Source organism: Leifsonia aquatica H1aii, assembly GCF_000633535.1.
GTDB lineage: Bacteria > Actinomycetota > Actinomycetes > Actinomycetales > Microbacteriaceae > Leifsonia > Leifsonia aquatica_A.
Map to the genome: position 1 here is coordinate 55,638 of NZ_AYMR01000024.1, position 16,499 is coordinate 72,136.

A 16,499-nucleotide genomic window follows, 5' to 3' on the forward strand; every position below is an offset into this window, starting at 1 on the left:
GCAGCGGCTCGGGCATCCCCCGCTTGGTACCGTCGCGCTATGAGCACGCGCGCGCTGTCCGTCGATCCGCTGTGGCCCCGTGCGGGGGACTGGCCCGGGCTCGCGGCACTCCCAGCAGAGCAGCGCGCCGACCTGACCGTGCTCGGCATCCCGACCTGGCGCACGTCGCTCTCGCCGACCGGAGCGCACGCGACGCCTGCGGCGGTCCGCGGAGCGCTCCGACGCTACGCCGCGCACGCGGACGGACCGGACCTCGACCGGTTGCGGTTCGCCGACGCGGGCGACGTGACGGAGCCCGACGGTGCGGATGGCGAAGCGCGCGCCATCGCCGCGATGCGTGCCGCCGTCGCGCGTTCCACCCTGACCGTGGCCGTCGGCGGCGACAACGCGCTCACCGTGCCGGCCGCGCTGGGGTCGTACGGGGACGACCTCCCCACCGCCGGACTGATCACGCTGGACGCGCATCACGACCTGCGGGACGGGGTCTCGAACGGCTCCCCGGTGCGGCGACTGGTCGACGCGGGGCTGTCCGGAACGCGCATCGTGCAGATCGGCATCGCCGACTTCGCCAACTCGGCGGCCTACACCCGCCGCGCGGCCGACCTCGGGATCACGGTGGTCGCCCGGGACGCCCTGCATCGGCGACCCCTGGACGACGTGATGGCCGAGGCCCTCGAGATCGCCGGGGCCGCGGGCGGCCCGATCCACGTCGATCTCGACGTGGACGTCTGCGACCGCTCCGTCGCACCGGGCTGCCCGGCGTCGGTGCCGGGAGGCCTCGCCGCGTGGGAGCTGCGACGTCTGGCGCGACGGGCGGCGGCGTCCCCGCTGGTGCGATCGATCGACATCGCCGAGGTGGACGCGACCGCCGACGCCCCCGACGAGCGCACGGTGCGTCTCGCCGCGCTCCTCGTGCTGGAGGCCGCCGCCGGGGTCGCCGCGCGCAGCGTCCCGGGGAACGACAGCTAATGGTCACGGCACGCCGCGGACGGCGCCCACCGCGCGGCGGGTCCCGCCGACCGGACCCCGAGGGCGTGCGGGATCAGACGCCGCCGACGACGGTGCGGGAGACCAGGGGAACGCCGGGGCGGTAGGCGAGGTGCACGGACGACGGCGCGTCGAGCACGACGTAGTCGGCGCGCGCCCCCACGCGCAGGTGCCCCACGTCGTCCCGGCGCAGCGATTCGGCGCCGCCGAGGGTCGCGGCTCGCAGCGCCTCGCCCACGGTCATGCCCATGTCACGCACCGCGACCGCGATGCAGAACGCCATCGACGATGTGAACGACGATCCGGGGTTGCAATCGCTCGCGAGGGCGACGCGCACGCCGGCGTCGATCAGGCGCCGCGCGTCGGGATACGGGTGACGCGTCGAGAACTCGACGCCCGGCAGCAGGCCGGCGACGGTGTCGGAGCCGGCGAGCAGCTCGATGTCCCGCTCGGTCGGATACGTGCAGTGGTCCACGGCGGCGGCGCCGAGCTCGACCGCGAGAGCGATCCCGTCGCCCGGGCCGAGCTGGCTGGCGTGCAGCCGGAGCCCGAGACCGCGCGCGGCGCCGGCGGTGAGGATGCGCCGCGACTGGTCCGGATCGAACGCCCCGGTCTCGCAGAACACGTCGATCCACCGCGCGTGCGGAGCGCACGCGTCGAGCATCGGGCCGGTCACCAGGTCCACGTAGCCGTCGGGGTCGTCGGCGAACTCCGGCGGGATCACATGCGCGCCGAGGAATGTGGTCTCGGCCGTGACCTCCCGCGCCAGCCGGAGCGAGCGCTCCTCGTCGTTGACGGTCAGCCCGTAGCCGCTCTTCACTTCGAACGTCGTCGTGCCCTGCGCGCGCAACTCGGCCGAGAACCTGTCGATGTGGTTACGCAGTCGGTCGTCGCTCGCGGCGCGTGTGGCAGCCACGGTGCTGCGTATGCCGCCCGCAGAATACGGGCGCCCGGCCATCCGCGCCTCGAACTCCCCCGAACGGTCCCCGGCGAAGACGAGGTGTGTATGGCTGTCCACGAAGCCCGGCAGCACGGCGGCCCCGCCCGCGTCCCGCACCTCGTCCGCATCGGCGTGCGGTGCGTCGCCGGCGGGACCGGTCCACGCGATCCGCCCGTCCACGCTCAGCAGCGCGGCGTCGTGCACGATGCCGAGCGGGCCGTCGTGCACGGGATCGAAGGTGACCAGCTCGCCGATCCCGGTGAGCAGGGACGCGCGCGTCATCAGGCGCCCTCGGACTCCGGGCCGGTGGATCCGCCGGTGCGGGAGGCGCGGTCGGCGTGCTCGCGCATCGGCACGCGCAGACCGCGCTCGGCGGCGACCTCCACCGCCCGCTCGTAGCCTGCGTCGACGTGCCGCATGACGCCCGTCCCCGGGTCGTTCACCAGTACGCGCTCGATCTTCTCTGCGGCGAGCGGCGTGCCGTCGGCCACCACGACCTGGCCCGCGTGGATGCTGCGGCCGATACCCACCCCGCCGCCGTGGTGCAGCGACACCCAGGTCGCTCCCGAGGCCGTGTTGAGCAGCGCGTTCAGCAGCGGCCAGTCGGCGATCGCGTCGGAGCCGTCGGCCATCGCCTCCGTCTCCCGGTACGGGGACGCGACGGAGCCGGAGTCGAGGTGGTCGCGGCCGATGACGATCGGGGCGCTCAACTCGCCGTTCGCGACCATCTCGTTGAACTTCAGTCCGGCACGGTGCCGCTCCTGGTAGCCCAGCCAGCAGATCCGCGCCGGGAGGCCTTCGAACGGCACCTTCTCGCCGGCCTGCGTGATCCAGCGGCGGAGGTGCTCGTTCTCGGGGAAGAGCTCGAGGATCGCGCGGTCGGTCGCGGCGATGTCGGCCGGGTCGCCGGAGAGCGCCGCCCACCGGAACGGCCCCTTGCCCTCGGCGAAGAGCGGGCGGATGTAGGCGGGGACGAACCCGGGGAACGCGAAGGCCCGGTCGTACCCGCCGAGCTGGGCTTCGATGCGGATCGAGTTGCCGTAGTCGAAGACTTCCGCGCCCGCGTCGAGGAAGCCGACCATCGCCTCCACCTGGGCGGCCATCGACGATCGTGCCGCGTCGGTGAACCACTCCGGGTCTGCGGCCGCGCGGTCGTGCCACTCCTCGACGGAGACCCCGATCGGCAGGTAGCTGAGCGGATCGTGGGCGCTGGTCTGGTCTGTCACGATGTCGATCGGGACGCCGCGGCGCAGGAGCTCGGGGAAGACCTCGGCGGCATTGCCCACGAGGCCGACCGAGAGGGCGCGCCCCTCGTCCTTCGCTGTGACGGCGCGGGTGACGGCGTCGTCGATGTCGTCGGCCAGCTCGTCGAGGTAGCCGTGGTCGACCCGGCGCTGCAGGCGCGCGCGGTCGACATCGACGATCAGGACGGCACCCCCGTTGAGGGTGACCGCGAGCGGCTGCGCCCCGCCCATCCCGCCGCACCCGCCGGTCAGGGTCAGTGTGCCGGCGAGGGAGGCGTCACTCTGCCCGTCGCGCCCGCCCCGCCGGGCGGCGAGCGTGCGGGCGACGGCGCCGAACGTCTCGTAGGTGCCCTGCAGGATGCCCTGCGAGCCGATGTAGATCCACGACCCGGCGGTCATCTGGCCATACATGGTCAGGCCGAGCGCCTCCAGCCGGCGGAACTCGGGCCAGGTGGCCCAGTCGCCGACGAGGTTCGAGTTGGCGATGAGCACCCGCGGCGCCCACTCGTGGGTGCGGAACACCCCGACCGGCTTGCCGGACTGGACGAGAAGGGTCTCGTCCGCTTCGAGGTCCCGGAGGGTCTCGACGATGGCGTCGAAGGCCTCCCAGCTGCGGGCCGCGCGGCCGGTGCCGCCGTAGACGACGAGGTCGTCGGGGCGCTCGGCCACCTCCGGGTCGAGGTTGTTCATCAGCATGCGCAGCGGGGCCTCCGTCTGCCAGCTCTTCGCGGTCAGCTGCGTTCCGTGCGCGGCGCGCACCGCTCTCGCTCCGTCCATGGGTCTCGACTCCTTCGGGGTCCCGCCGAGAAGGCGAACTCTTCGCCCTCTCGGCTGATTTCTGTGCATTTTCTGCCCACTCGGTGAGCAGGAGGTGGAGGGATGGTGGTCAGGTGAGGGGTGTGGGGAGGGCGGCGTCGGCGGCGTCGAGCAGGGTGCCGGAGGCGACGAGCGCGACGGCGGCCTCGATCTCGGGGGAGAGGTAGCGGTCCGGGCCGGGCCCGGCCACCGACTCTCGCAGCGCAGCGGTCACGGCACCGGTGGCAGGGCCCTGCACGAGAGGTGCGCGCAGATCGGCGCCGCGCGAGGCGGTGAGCACCTCGATCGCGAGCACCCGGGTCAGCCCATCGACGGCACGGCGGAGCTTGCGGCCGGCGGCCCAGCCCATCGACACGTGATCCTCCTGCATGGCGGAGGACGGGATGGAGTCTGCCGATGCCGGAGTCGCGAGCCGCTTCAGCTCCGAGACGATGCCCGCCGCGGTGTACTGCGCGATCATCAGTCCGGAGTCGACCCCCACCTCGTGGGCGAGGAACGGCGGCAGCCCCTGGTTGCGGGCCGGGTCGAGGAAGCGGTCGGTGCGGCGCTCGGACATGCTCGCCACGTCCGCCACCACGATCGCCAGGAAGTCGAGCACGTACGCGACGGGCGCGCCGTGGAAGTTGCCGTTCGACTCGACCCGGCCGTCGAGGGTCAGCACCGGGTTGTCGATCGCCGCGGCCAGCTCGCGATCGGCGACGGTGGTCGCGTGGGCGACGGTGTCTCGTGCTCCGCCGTGCACCTGGGGAGCGCAGCGCAACGAGTAGGCGTCCTGAACCCGGGTGCACTCCGGCCCCTTGTGACTGGCGACGAGCGGGGAGCCGGCGAGCAGCGCGCGCAGGTTGCCGGCCGAGATCGCCTGGCCGGCCTGGGGGCGCAGCCGCTGCAGGTCGTCGGCGAAGACCGCATCGGTGCCGAGCAGCGCCTCGACGCTGAGGGCGGCCGCGATGTCGGCGGTGGTCAGCAGGCGCTGGAGGTCGTGCAGGGCGAGGGAGAGCATCCCCAGCATCCCGTCGGTGCCGTTGATGAGCGCCAGGCCCTCCTTCTCGGCGAGCACCAGCGGCTCGATCCCGGCCGCGGCCAGCGCGTCAGCGGCGTCGACCAGGTCGCCGTCGACGCGCACCTGGCCCTCGCCCATGGCCGCGAGGGCGCAATGGGCGAGTGGGGCGAGGTCCCCGGAGCAGCCGAGCGAGCCGTACTCCCGGACGATCGGGGTGATCCCGGCGTTCAGGACGGCGGCGTACGTCTCCACGGTGCGGCGGGTGGCGCCGGCGCGCCCCGTCGCGAGTGTGGCCAGCCGCAGCAGCATGAGGGCGCGCACGACCTCCCGCTCGACCTCCGGCCCGCTCCCGGCCGCGTGCGAGCGCACGAGGCTCGCCTGCAGCTGGGCGCGGCGCTCGGCGGGGATGAACGTGGTCGCGAGCGCACCGAACCCGGTCGAGATGCCGTAGTGCGGCGCCACGTCGTCGGCGAGGGCTTCGACGATGGCGCGGGAGGCGCTCACGGCGTCGAGCGCGCCCGGGTCGAGCTCGATGCGCGCGTCATGGCGGGCGACGGCGACGACGTCCGCGACGGTGAGCGGGGCCGCGCCGACGGTGATGGAGACGGTGGTGGTGGGCATGCTCCGATCCTCGTCGCGGTCGCCTCCCGCCGCGTCGGCTGTACACTCTTCGGTGTCCGGGATCCCAGACACGAGTCGAGCGAGGAGGCCCGATGAGCAAAGTGCCCGCCGCCGAGAACACGCTGCGCATCCTGGGCCATCTGGCCGCGCAGCGCGGTCCCATCCCCGCCGCGAGCATCGCGGGCGCCCTCGGGCTGCCACGCTCCACGGTCTACCACCTCCTCGCGGTGCTGGGGGATCACGGTTTCGTCCTGCACTTCCCCGAGGCCGGCCGCTTCGGTCTGGGCGTCGCCGCATACGAGCTCTCGAGCGCCTTCTCCCGGCAGGAACCGCTCAGCCGGCTGGGCCGGCCGATCGTCGCCGGGCTGGTCGATGCGATCGGCGAGTCCGGGCACGTCGCGGTGCTCCACGGTCGCGATGTCGTCTACATCGTGGAGGAGCGCGCGCCCCGACGTCCTCGGCTGGTCACCGACGTCGGCGTCCGGCTGCCCGCGCACCTGACCGCGAGCGGCCGGGCCCTGCTCGCGACCCTGCCCGCCGGTCAGCTGCGCGCGCTCTACCCCGACCGCGACGCCTTCGAGGAGCGGACCGGGGCCGGCCCGCACAGCTACGCGGAGCTGCGCCGCGTGCTGGCCGAGGTGCGCGAGCGCGGCTACGCGACGGAGGACGGCGAGGTCACGCCGGGCTTCGCGTCGGTCGCGGTCTCGGTGCGCGATCATGCCGGGTGGCCGGCGGCCGGGATCGCCGTGACCTTCCCGCGCGAGAACGTGCGTCCCGACGAGTGGGACGCACTCGCCGGACGGGTCCGGGACGCCGCCGCCGAGCTGTCCCGGCGCATCCGCGGCAGCTGAGCGCCCGCGACGCGCAACCCGCTTGTCACGACACGCCGCCCCGCCCGGGGCGGAGGCGGCGTGTCGTGACGAATGGATTGCGGGAGGGCTGAGGGTGCACGTGCAGTGAGGGAGGCGGGCATGCATAGATTTGGCATTTCACACGACAGTCGTCTACATTCTGTGCATATCCGATGATGGAGCCCGATCTCGAAGGCGAGTCACGCTCCGGATTCGAACGAACCGCCAGGGCGGTCAGCGGGAGGCGTCATGGAGACGGGTGCGAGTTTCGAGCTGGTCGGCACGACCTGTCGAGACATGCGCGCGGTGGGACGATGGTCCTCGCCGAGAGCGTCCTCGTGCGCCACGTGAAGCCCGTCGTCCCTGACCGAGAGCCCACGGAGGCTGCAACGTGACTGCACAGATGCGGTATTCGATATCGCCACAGGTTCATCTCGGGACCGCGCGCGACGCGGTCTTCGTGTTCGACGCGGAGTCCGCGACTCGGATGAGCGCTCCCGGGCTGGTTCCGTTCGTGTCGCGCCTGAATGAGACGCTCGGGGCGTCATCCGACGGATTCGACGTTCATGAGATCGCCGAACGCTTCGGCCTATCCGCGGATGAACTGGCACCGCTGCTCGACCGCCTGGTCACAGTGAAGATGCTGGTCCGCCACACGGCCGCCACCTCGGCATTCGCGAAGCTCGCCGAGGCGAGTGCCGGCGGGCTGCTGACGGCTCAGCAGATACAGGCGAACATCGACGCGTGCCGGATCGGAATCGCGGCGCCGGAAGGATCGGTGCTCTCCCGCACGATCACCACCGCGCTCCTCGGACTCGGGCTCTCCGTCGGAGAGCCGGCCCACGCGGATCTCGTGGTCGTCGTCGGCGACTCACCGATCGATCCGGCGCTGTTCGAGTTCAATCGGCGCGCCCTGGAAACGGAGGGGCCACCGTGGCTCGCGGTGACCCCGTTCGACGGGGGGAACGCCTGGGTGGGTCCTCTCCACATTCCGATGCGGTCGGCGTGCTACACCTGCTTCCACCTGCGGCGGTCCGCGGACTTTCCGGACGAGGTCATCCGCGACGAGCTCCCCGAGCTCCGGGGCCTCGGTTCCGGTCGCGCGACCGCGACGGAACACCCGATCGACCTCATCGCGGCGGGGGTGGCCGTCACCATCGTGAGCGAATGGGCGGCGTTGCGTCAGCACGCCCCATCGGCGGCGCCGGGAGCAGTGACCACGATCAGCGTGGAGAGGTCGGGCGTCTCCCTCCGGTGGCACCGAACGCTCCGGGTCCCTCGCTGTCCGGACTGCTCACCCGCCGCTGGGTCGAGCGTGCCGCGGACCGTGTTCCCCGACGAGTTCGCATCGTGGGCGCGCAGCGGCGATCCGTCGGGCCCCTTGCATGAGTAGCTGACGACGAGAAGAAGCGGGGCGGAGCGATTCGCGCTCATCCCTCGGCGAGCGTGAGGGTCGCCTCCTGTTCGCGGCCGCCGCGGACGAAGGTGACGTGCACCTCGTCGCCGGCCTTCGAGGTGATCTGCAGGGCGGTGAGCACGTCGACGCTGCTCGCCGGAGTGCCGTTCAGCCGGGTGAGCACGTCTCCTGCACGCAGGCCGGCGCTCGCCGCGGGGCCGCCCGCGTCGACCGCCGACACGAAGAGGCCGTCGGTGATCCCGTAGGCCGCGGCGACGCCCGGCGGGATGGGCAGGACGTCGAGGCCCGCCGTCGGGTAGGAGACCTGGCCGTTCTCGATCAGCTCGTGCGCGATGCGCATCGCCGACGACTCCGGCACCGCGAACCCGATGCCGACGCTGCCGGTGCTGCTCTGGCCCGCGCTGCCCGGGACCGTCGCGATCGCCGTGTTGACCCCGATCAGCCGGCCGCGGCAGTCGACGAGCGCGCCTCCCGAGTTGCCCGGGTTGATGGACGCGTCGGTCTGGATCGCGCCGACGAGCACGGCGTTGCGGTCGTCGTCGCTCGGGACGGGGACGGTGCGGCCGAGCGCGCTCACGATGCCCGCCGTGACCGTGCTGGAGAGACCGAGCGGAGCACCGAGTGCGACCACGGGCTGGCCGACGGACAGGCCGCCGGAGTCGCCGATGGAGATCACCGGCAACGGCTCGTCGTCGTCGACTTTGACGACGGCCAGGTCGGTCTTCGGGTCGCGGCCGACCAGCTTCGCGGCCAGGTCGTGGCCGTCGCTGAACCGCACCGAGAGGGATCCGCCCGATGCGGCGGGCGAGATGACGTGGTTGTTGGTGAGGATGTAGCCGTCGTCGGTGATGATCTCCCCGCTGCCGTTGCTGCGACCTCCCGACGCCGAGGTGACGGAGATGGTGACGATGGTGGGGAGCACGGCGTTCGCGACCGTGGAGGCGTCGCACGAACCGCTGCTGCCCGCGGTCACGGCGGTCGTCGTGATCGTCCCGGCGATGAAGCCTCCCGCGATCAACGCGAGGGCGGAGCCTGTGACGAGAAGGGCGGTCGCCCAGGTGGCGCGGGACGCGCGGGCCTCCGTCGGCTGCCCGATGGAGGGAGCCGGGGTCGCTGTCGGAGGGGCAGGTGGGACCTGCGGGACCGGCTGGGCCGAGCGCTCGTCGCCCGAAGGCGATGCGGGAGTCGGGTCCTGGTCCGTCATGGCGCCTCCTGGTGAGTGTTGCGCCAGGCTAGCGGCCGGGATGCGCGGGACGCTACTGTCCAGACATGGTCAGGTTCCTCATCCGCGCGGCGATCTTCGTCGTCACCGCCGCGCTGGGTCTGCTCGTCGCCGCATGGCTGCTGCCGGGCTTCCACCTGGACTGGAGCGGGGCGCTCATCGCCATCGTGGTGTTCGCGATCGCGCAGAGCGTGCTGGCGCCGTTCATCTTCAACCTGGCCCGCAAGTACGCGTCGGCGGTCCTGGGAGGCATCGGACTGGTCTCGACGCTCGTCGCCCTGATCATCGCGTCCCTGTTCCCGGGCGGCATCCGGGTCGACGACTTCGTGACGTGGGCGCTCGCGGCGCTGATCGTGTGGTTCGTGACGGCCCTGGGTGGCTGGCTCCTGCCGATGATCTTCCTGAAGAAGAAGGTCGCCGCCGCCCGCGCCTGACCCTCGTTCATCGAGTGGTCACGACACGCCGCGATGAGCGGCGCACGCACGGCGCGTCGTGACCACTCGCGTGCGTCAGGCTTGTACGTAGCGCGCGAGGTGCTCCCCGGTCAGGGTCGAGCGGGCGGCGATCAAGTCGGCCGGGGTGCCCTCGAAGACGATGCGACCGCCGTCGTGCCCGGCGCCGGGACCGAGGTCGACGATCCAGTCGGCGTGCGCCATGACGGCCTGGTGGTGCTCGATCACGATGACCGACTTGCCGGAGTCGACGAGCCGGTCCAGCAAGCCGAGCAGCTGCTCGACGTCGGCCAGGTGCAGGCCGGTGGTCGGCTCGTCGAGCACATACACGCCGCCCTTCTCCCCGAGGTGGGTGGCCAGCTTCAGCCGCTGGCGCTCGCCGCCGGAGAGCGTGGTCAGCGGCTGGCCGAGGGCGAGGTAGCCGAGGCCGACGTCCTCGAGCCGGTCCAGGATGGCGCTGGCCGCGGGGGTGCGCGCCTCGCCGTCGCGGAAGTACTCCCGAGCCTCGGTCACCGGCATGGCCAGCACCTCGCTGATGTCCTTGCCGCCGAGCGTGTACTCCAGCACGGAGGCCTGGAACCGTTTGCCGCCGCACTCCTCGCAGACGGTGGCGACACTGGCCATGACGCCGAGGTCGGTGTAGATCATGCCGTTGCCGTTGCAGGTCGGACAGGCGCCTTCGGAGTTGGCGCTGAACAGGGCCGGCTTCACGCCGTTGGCCTTGGCGAAGGCCTTGCGGATGGGCTCGAGCAGCCCGGTGTACGTCGCCGGGTTGCTGCGGCGCGAGCCGCGGATCGCGCCCTGGTCGATCGAGACGACGTCGTCCTGCGACGACACCGAGCCGTGGATGAGGGAGCTCTTGCCCGAGCCGGCCACCCCGGTGACCACGACGAGCACGCCCAGCGGGATGTCGACGTCGACGTCGTGCAGGTTGTTCGCGGTCGCGCCGCGCACGGGCAGGCTGCCCGAGGGACGGCGCACCGCGTCCTTGACGGCCGCGCGGTCGTCGAGATGACGGCCGGTGAGGGTCCCGCTCGCGCGCAGCCCCTCCACGGTGCCCTCGAAGCAGATCGTGCCGCCCGCGGTCCCGGCACGCGGCCCGAGGTCGACGACGTGGTCGGCGATCGCGATGGCCTCGGGCTTGTGCTCGACGACGAGCACCGTGTTGCCCTTGTCGCGCAGGCGCAGCAGCAGCTCATTCATCTTCTGGATGTCGTGCGGGTGCAGGCCGATCGTCGGCTCATCGAAGACGTAGGTGACGTCGGTGAGCGACGACCCGAGGTGCCGGATCATCTTGGTGCGCTGCGCCTCCCCGCCCGAGAGCGTGCCCGACGGCCGGTCGAGGGAGAGGTAGCCGAGGCCGATCTCGACGAACGAGTCGAGGGTGTCCCGGAGGGTGGCCAGCAGCGGGGCCACGGACGGCTCCTGGATGCCGCGCACCCACTGCGCCAGGTCGCTGATCTGCATCGCACAGGCGTCTGCGATGTTCACGCCGTCGATGCGGGAGGAGCGTGCGCCCGCGTTGAGACGCGTCCCGCCGCAGTCCGGACAGGTCGCGAACGCGACCGCGCGGTCGACGAAGGCGCGGATGTGCGGCTGGAGCGCGTCGCGGTCCTTCGACAGGAACGACTTCTGGATCTTCGGCACCAGCCCCTCGAAGGTCATGTTGATGCCCGAGATCTTGACCTTCGTCGGCTCCTTGTAGAGGAAGTCGTTCCGCTCGGTCTCGGTGTAGTCCTTGATCGGCTTCGCCGCGTCGAAGAACCCCGACTCGGCGTACTGCCGCACAGCCCAGCCGTCGGCCGTGTAGCCGGGCACCGTGATCGCGCCGCCGGAGAGCGACTTCGTCTCGTCGAACAGCTGGGCGAGATCGATCTCGTTGACGGTCCCCATCCCCTCGCAGCGCGGGCACATCCCGCCGGTGATGGCGAAGCTGCCGGCCTCGGCCTTGCCGGAGCCGCGCTCGATCGTCACGGCCCGGTCGCCGTGCACCGACGCCACGTTGAACGAGAACGCCTGCGGGGAGCCGACGTGCGGCTGCCCGAGGCGGCTGAACAGGATGCGCAGCATCGCGTTGACGTCGGTCACGGTGCCGACCGTCGAGCGCGAGTTGGCGCCGAGGCGCTCCTGGTCGACGATGATCGCCGTCGTCAGCCCGTCGAGCACGTCGACGTCCGGGCGGGCGAGCGAGGGCATGAAGCCCTGCACGAAGGCGCTGTAGGTCTCGTTGATCATCCGCTGCGATTCGGCGGCGATCGTCCCGAACACCAGCGAGCTCTTCCCGGAGCCGGAGACTCCGGTGAACACGGTCAGGCGCCGCTTCGGCAGTTCGACGCTGATGTCCTTGAGGTTGTTCTCGCGAGCTCCTTGGACCCGCAGCAGGTCGTGCGTGTCGGCGACGTGGCGGTCGGGCGTGCTCATCGATGTCTCCCTCGGTCAGGCGAACCCCACGCTAGCGCCTGCCGCCGACGGGTGCAGGTCGGCGGTGGTCGGTCGCGACACGCCCCTTTTCATCCGGAACCGCCCGGGCCGAGGGCGTGTCTCGACGGGTGAGGGAGCGTCATCCACAGGATGCGGCCTCACGTGCGGCCGTGCGCGGCCCACTCGAGCCGGCGCAACGACTCCCGGTTGCGGATGAGCAGCACGAGGTCGGCCAGGGGCCGCGGGATCAGCCGGGCCGGCCCCGCGACGGCGTACTCCTCCATCCGCACCAGGCAGCCGTCGCCCTGCGGTCGCACGTCGATCGCCACCCGCTCTTCGCCGAACGGGCGTGTCTTCGCCAGGAGGACCATCCGCCGCGGCGGCTCCCACACGTCCACGCGCGTCTCGTCGTTCAGGACGAACGGCCAGACTCCGATGGAGTGGTGCAGCCGGGAGCCGACGGCGGGATAGGTCCCGTCGGCCGCCCGCATCCGCGAGGCACCCACCACCCAGCTCGGGTACACCCACGGGTCGGCGAGCACGGCGAAGACCTGGGCGGGCGTGCAGCCGAGCCGGCGGACGGTCACGGACACGATGTCATTCCTCGGGGGCGAGCGACGGCATCCGGGTCACGCCGAATTCGTGGTGCAGCGCGCTCCGCGCGGCGTAGTAGCCGCCCAGGCCGTGCACGCCCGGTCCGGGGGCGGCGGAGGCGGAGGCGAGATACAGTCCACGCCCGGGCATCCGCCACGGGTCGACGGCGAGGACCGGTCGGGCGATCAGCTGGCGGAAGTCCGGCAGCCCGGTGGAGATGTCGCCGCCGCGGTAGTTGGGGTTGTACTGGCCCAGCTGCACGGCGGTCCGAGACGTGCTCGCGAGGATCAGATCGCGGAAGCCGGGAGCGAAGCGCTCGATCTGCCGGATCACCGCCTCGGTCCGGTCCGCCTCCGAACCGCGGGGGACGTGGGTGTACGCCCAGAGGACGTGTCGACCGGCGGGCGCACGTGAGGAGTCGAACAGTGAGGGCTGCGAGACCAGGACGTACGGGTCGTCGCCCACCCGGCCGTCGGCCACCTCGCGCTCGGAGCGGGCGACGGCCGACCGCGTCCCGCCCAGGTGCACGGTCGCGGTCTCGTTCAGCTCCGGGTTCGTCCACGGCACCGGACCCGAGAGCGCGAAGTCCACCTTGCACACGCCGTTGCCGTCGCGGAAACGCGAGATCCGGCGCAGGTAGCCCGCGGCCAGGCGGTCCTCGCCGAGGCGTGCCGCAGCACGCACATGCGTGTCGAACACGACGATGCGCGACGCAGGGAGGTCGCCCAGACTGGTGACCTCGGTTCCCGTGACGACCTCGCCGCCGTGGGCCTCCAGATCGGCGACCAGGGCGTTCGCGATGCTCTGCGATCCCCCGAGCGGCACGGGCCAGCCGCGCGCGTGGCCGTAGGCGGCGAGCGTCAGCCCGGCCGCTGCACCGGCGACGCTCGGGAGGGACAGCGTCGTGTGAGCGAACGCGCCGGTCAGCAGCGCCCCCGGCTCCTCGGTGCGGAAGGGCAGATCCCACCAGGGGCCGCCCTGCAGCAGAGCGGTCGCGCCGAGCCGGGCGGCGACGAGGGGATGGCGCGGGAGGCCGACGACGTTCGAACCGGTGAACTGTGCGACCTCGTCGGCATGGCGGGCGAGCGGCCCGATCAGCGCGCGCCAGGCGGGGCCGTCGGGGCCGAGCGCGTCAGCGGTCCGTTCGATGTCGCGGTAGGCGACCGCGGCACGGCCGCCGTCGAGCGGTTGCGCGTACGAGGCGGTCGGCGTGACGAACCGCACCCGCTCCGCCAGACCGAACCGGCGGAAGAACCCGGAGGCGAACGCCAGCGGATGCACCGCGGAACAGAGGTCGTGCCGGAAGCCGGGGAGGGTGATCTCCTCGGTGCGCATCCCGCCGCCGACGGTGGCGTTGCGCTCGTAGACCCGCACCGCCAGACCGGCCCGGGCGAGCGTCACGGCGGCGGAGAGCCCGTTGGGGCCGGAGCCGATCACGACGGCGTCGAGCGGAGATGCGGAAGGCATGACTCCTGTATACCCCGGGGTGCGTCGCCGGACGGGGGGATCGGCAGCCCCTTCACAGCCTCCATCCTGTATCGTTGTGAGGTCGGCTCTTGGCACCGCGCATGTCGCGCGGATGGGTTTGTAAGTCAAGCGGGCCGGTTCCGCACCCGATCGGTGGTGCGGACAATCACGATGTGAACGGCCCCGGACGATGTTCGTCGGGGATTCCCCGGTGCGTTTCTGCGCGCCGCCGCGCACCTGAAACAACCCAGGAAGAATCACGCATGCCCCCCTTCAAGAAGAACGACCGACGACCGCAGCAGAAGACCGGAGCGGGCAGCCGCAGCCCCGGCCATCGCGGCTACCGCCCCGAGGAGTCGACCGAGGGTAAGAAGGCCCGCTGGACCGCCGACGACCGCGCCAAGCGCGGAGCGAGCGCCGAGCGCGGGCGTGCCGTCTACGGCACCCGCGACGGCGACACCGGCCGCGGCCGCACCGAGCGGCCGAACTGGGAGCCCCGAGGCAAGGATGCGCGCCGCACCGAGCGCGAGTGGGACAACCGCGGCCGTGCCGGTCGGGACGACCGTCCGCGTCGGGACGGCGATGACCGTCCGCGCCGGTTCGACGACCGGGCCGACCGTCCGCGTCGTGATGACGACCGTCCGCGTCGCTCGTTCGACGACCGTGGCGATCGCGCTCCGCGTCGCGAGTACGACGACCGTCCGCGCCGGTTCGACGACCGCAGCGACCGTCCGCGTCGTGATGACGACCGTCCGCGTCGCACCTTCGACGACCGTGGCGACAGGGCCCCGCGTCGCGACACCACCGACCGTCCGCGCCGGTCGTTCGACGACCGTGGCGACCGCGCTCCGCGTCGCGAGTACGACGACCGTCCGCGTCGCTCCTTCGACGACCGTGGCGGCCGTCCCGAGCGTCCGCGTCGCGATGCCGATGAGCGTCCGCGCCGGTCGTTCGACGACCGCGGCGACCGCGCTCCCCGTCGTGAGTACGACGACCGTCCGCGCCGCGACGTCTCCGACCGTCCGCGTCGCTCCTTCGACGACCGCGGCGACCGTCCCGACCGTGCCGAGCGTCCGCGCCGGTCGGTCGACGACCGCTCCGAGCGTCCTCGCCGCGATTCCTCCTTCTACCCGTCGCGCGACGACAAGCCCGCGTTCACCCCGCAGGACGACGTCGTGCTCGAGCGGCTCGAGGCCGAGGCCATTCAGGCCGAGGACGTCGACGGCGTGACCTTCGCCGACCTGGGCTTCGGCGGCAACGTCGTGCGCGCCCTGGCCGAGCTCGGCGCCGAGAAGCCGTTCCCGATCCAGGCCGCCACGGCCCCGGACGTGCTCTCCGGCAAGGACGTGCTCGGCCGAGGCCGCACCGGCTCCGGCAAGACCATCGCCTTCGGTGCCCCCATGGTCGAGCGGCTCATGCAGATCTGGGCCGAGTCCGGCAAGTCGGGCGGCAAGCGTCAGATCGGCCGCGCCCCGCGTGCGCTGATCCTCGCCCCGACCCGCGAGCTGGCCCTCCAGATCGACCGGACGGTGCAGCCGATCGCCCGCAGCGTCGGCCTCTTCACGACGCAGATCTACGGCGGCGTGCCCCAGGGCCGCCAGGTCGGTGCGCTGCAGCGCGGCGTCGACATCGTGATCGGCACCCCGGGCCGCATCGAGGACCTCGTGGAGCAGGGGCGTCTCGACCTCAGCCAGGTCGCCATCACCGTCCTGGACGAGGCTGACCACATGTGCGACCTCGGCTTCCTCGAGCCGGTGCAGCGCATCCTGCGCGAGACGTCGGAGGGCGGCCAGAAGCTGCTCTTCTCGGCCACCCTGGACAAGGGCGTCGCCCAGCTCGTCGACGAGTTCCTCGTCGAGCCGGCCGTGCACGAGGTCGCGGGCGAGGACCAGGCGTCCTCGACCATCGACCACCGCGTGCTCGTCATCGAGCACCGTGACAAGCCCGCCATCATCGAGCAGCTCGCCGACCGCGAGGGCAAGACCCTGATCTTCGCCCGTACCCGTGCATTCGCCGAGATGCTCGCGGACCAGCTGGACGACGCGGGCATCCCCGCGGTCAGCCTGCACGGCGACCTCAACCAGTCCCGCCGCACCCGTAACCTCGCGCAGCTCACCAGCGGCCGCGTGAACGTGCTGGTCGCGACCGACGTCGCCGCCCGCGGCATCCACGTCGACGACATCGACCTGGTCATCCAGGCCGACGCCCCGGACGAGTACAAGACCTACCTGCACCGTTCGGGCCGCACCGGCCGCGCCGGCAAGCAGGGCACGGTCGTCACGCTCATCCCGCGCCAGCGTCAGCGGCGCATGAACGAGCTGCTGGACCGCGCCGAGATCGAGGCCGAGTTCGTCCCGGCCATCCCGGGCGACCAGCTGCTCACCGACCTCGCGCAGGCCGCCGCGCTCGCCGAGGCGTAAGCGACCGCTCGCACCACGAAGCCCCCGTCCGCTGCACAGCGGGCGGG

Annotated in this window: 12 protein-coding genes; 5 read left to right on the forward strand and 7 right to left on the reverse strand. The window is 72.3% G+C overall.

Features of this window, described 5'->3' with window-relative positions:
- Positions 1–39 precede the first annotated feature (39 nt).
- Positions 40–969 (forward strand): arginase family protein, encoded by a 930-nt coding sequence (locus U870_RS0119005; RefSeq protein ID WP_025158962.1) that lies wholly within the window; start codon positions 40–42, stop codon positions 967–969.
- A gap of 73 nt (positions 970–1,042) precedes the next feature.
- Here U870_RS0119005 and hutI read toward each other — a convergent pair whose 3' ends face one another.
- The 3 genes from hutI to hutH all read right to left on the reverse strand — a co-directional run bounded on the left by hutI (position 1,043) and on the right by hutH (position 5,608).
- Complete coding sequence (hutI, locus tag U870_RS0119010) at positions 1,043–2,209, reverse strand: imidazolonepropionase (protein WP_025158963.1); 1,167 nt, start codon at positions 2,207–2,209, stop codon at positions 1,043–1,045.
- Positions 2,209–3,948, reverse strand: coding sequence for a urocanate hydratase (locus U870_RS0119015; RefSeq protein ID WP_025158964.1), 1,740 nt, complete (start codon positions 3,946–3,948; stop codon positions 2,209–2,211). The genes hutI and U870_RS0119015 overlap by 1 nt, the downstream gene beginning before the upstream one ends.
- A 109-nt stretch (positions 3,949–4,057) precedes the next feature.
- Positions 4,058–5,608, reverse strand: coding sequence for a histidine ammonia-lyase (gene hutH / locus U870_RS0119020; RefSeq protein WP_025158965.1), 1,551 nt, complete (start codon positions 5,606–5,608; stop codon positions 4,058–4,060).
- Positions 5,609–5,700: 92 nt separating this feature from the next.
- Between hutH and U870_RS0119025 the strand changes: the two genes are divergently transcribed.
- Together U870_RS0119025 and U870_RS23325 are read left to right on the forward strand one after the other, a co-directional pair.
- Entirely contained in the window at positions 5,701–6,459 is a 759-nt protein-coding gene (locus U870_RS0119025) for an IclR family transcriptional regulator (protein WP_025158966.1), read from the forward strand.
- Between the two features lie 514 nt (positions 6,460–6,973).
- Entirely contained in the window at positions 6,974–7,852 is an 879-nt protein-coding gene (locus tag U870_RS23325; RefSeq protein ID WP_162819194.1) for a TOMM precursor leader peptide-binding protein, read from the forward strand.
- A 37-nt stretch (positions 7,853–7,889) separates the two neighbouring features.
- Here the strand turns inward: U870_RS23325 and U870_RS0119035 are convergent, their stop codons facing one another.
- Positions 7,890–9,080 carry a S1C family serine protease gene (locus tag U870_RS0119035; protein WP_025158968.1) on the reverse strand — a complete coding sequence of 397 codons (1,191 nt, stop codon included), beginning with the start codon at positions 9,078–9,080 and terminating at the stop codon, positions 7,890–7,892.
- Positions 9,081–9,145: 65 nt separating this feature from the next.
- Here U870_RS0119035 and U870_RS0119040 point away from each other — a divergent pair, with 65 nt between their 5' ends.
- Entirely contained in the window at positions 9,146–9,532 is a 387-nt protein-coding gene (locus U870_RS0119040) for a phage holin family protein (protein ID WP_025158969.1), read from the forward strand.
- 75 nt (positions 9,533–9,607) lie between these two features.
- Here the strand turns inward: U870_RS0119040 and U870_RS0119045 are convergent, their stop codons facing one another.
- From U870_RS0119045 to U870_RS0119055, 3 genes are all read right to left on the reverse strand, one after another.
- The gene (locus U870_RS0119045) at positions 9,608–11,971 is read right to left on the reverse strand and encodes an ATP-binding cassette domain-containing protein (RefSeq protein WP_025158970.1); all 2,364 of its coding nucleotides are present in this window, start codon (positions 11,969–11,971) and stop codon (positions 9,608–9,610) included.
- 158 nt (positions 11,972–12,129) lie between these two features.
- A complete protein-coding gene (locus tag U870_RS0119050; RefSeq protein ID WP_025158971.1) occupies positions 12,130–12,564 on the reverse strand; it encodes an SRPBCC family protein in 435 nt (144 codons plus the stop codon).
- A gap of 4 nt (positions 12,565–12,568) precedes the next feature.
- Complete coding sequence (locus U870_RS0119055) at positions 12,569–14,032, reverse strand: phytoene desaturase family protein (RefSeq protein ID WP_025158972.1); 1,464 nt, start codon at positions 14,030–14,032, stop codon at positions 12,569–12,571.
- Positions 14,033–14,295: 263 nt separating this feature from the next.
- Between U870_RS0119055 and U870_RS0119060 the strand changes: the two genes are divergently transcribed.
- Positions 14,296–16,452, forward strand: a complete 2,157-nt coding sequence (locus U870_RS0119060) for a DEAD/DEAH box helicase (RefSeq protein WP_025158973.1) — start codon at positions 14,296–14,298, stop codon at positions 16,450–16,452.
- Positions 16,453–16,499: the final 47 nt, after the last annotated feature.

Coding starts and splice junctions, on each gene's coding strand:
- U870_RS0119025 (WP_025158966.1), top strand. CDS start 5,701: ATGAGCAAAGTGCCCGCCGCCGAGAACACGCTGCGCATCCTGGGCCAT.
- U870_RS0119040 (WP_025158969.1), top strand. CDS start 9,146: ATGGTCAGGTTCCTCATCCGCGCGGCGATCTTCGTCGTCACCGCCGCG.
- U870_RS0119005 (WP_025158962.1), top strand. CDS start 40: ATGAGCACGCGCGCGCTGTCCGTCGATCCGCTGTGGCCCCGTGCGGGG.
- U870_RS0119035 (WP_025158968.1), bottom strand. CDS start 9,080: ATGACGGACCAGGACCCGACTCCCGCATCGCCTTCGGGCGACGAGCGC.
- U870_RS0119015 (WP_025158964.1), bottom strand. CDS start 3,948: ATGGACGGAGCGAGAGCGGTGCGCGCCGCGCACGGAACGCAGCTGACC.
- U870_RS0119055 (WP_025158972.1), bottom strand. CDS start 14,032: ATGCCTTCCGCATCTCCGCTCGACGCCGTCGTGATCGGCTCCGGCCCC.
- hutI (WP_025158963.1), bottom strand. CDS start 2,209: ATGACGCGCGCGTCCCTGCTCACCGGGATCGGCGAGCTGGTCACCTTC.
- U870_RS0119060 (WP_025158973.1), top strand. CDS start 14,296: ATGCCCCCCTTCAAGAAGAACGACCGACGACCGCAGCAGAAGACCGGA.
- hutH (WP_025158965.1), bottom strand. CDS start 5,608: ATGCCCACCACCACCGTCTCCATCACCGTCGGCGCGGCCCCGCTCACC.
- U870_RS0119045 (WP_025158970.1), bottom strand. CDS start 11,971: ATGAGCACGCCCGACCGCCACGTCGCCGACACGCACGACCTGCTGCGG.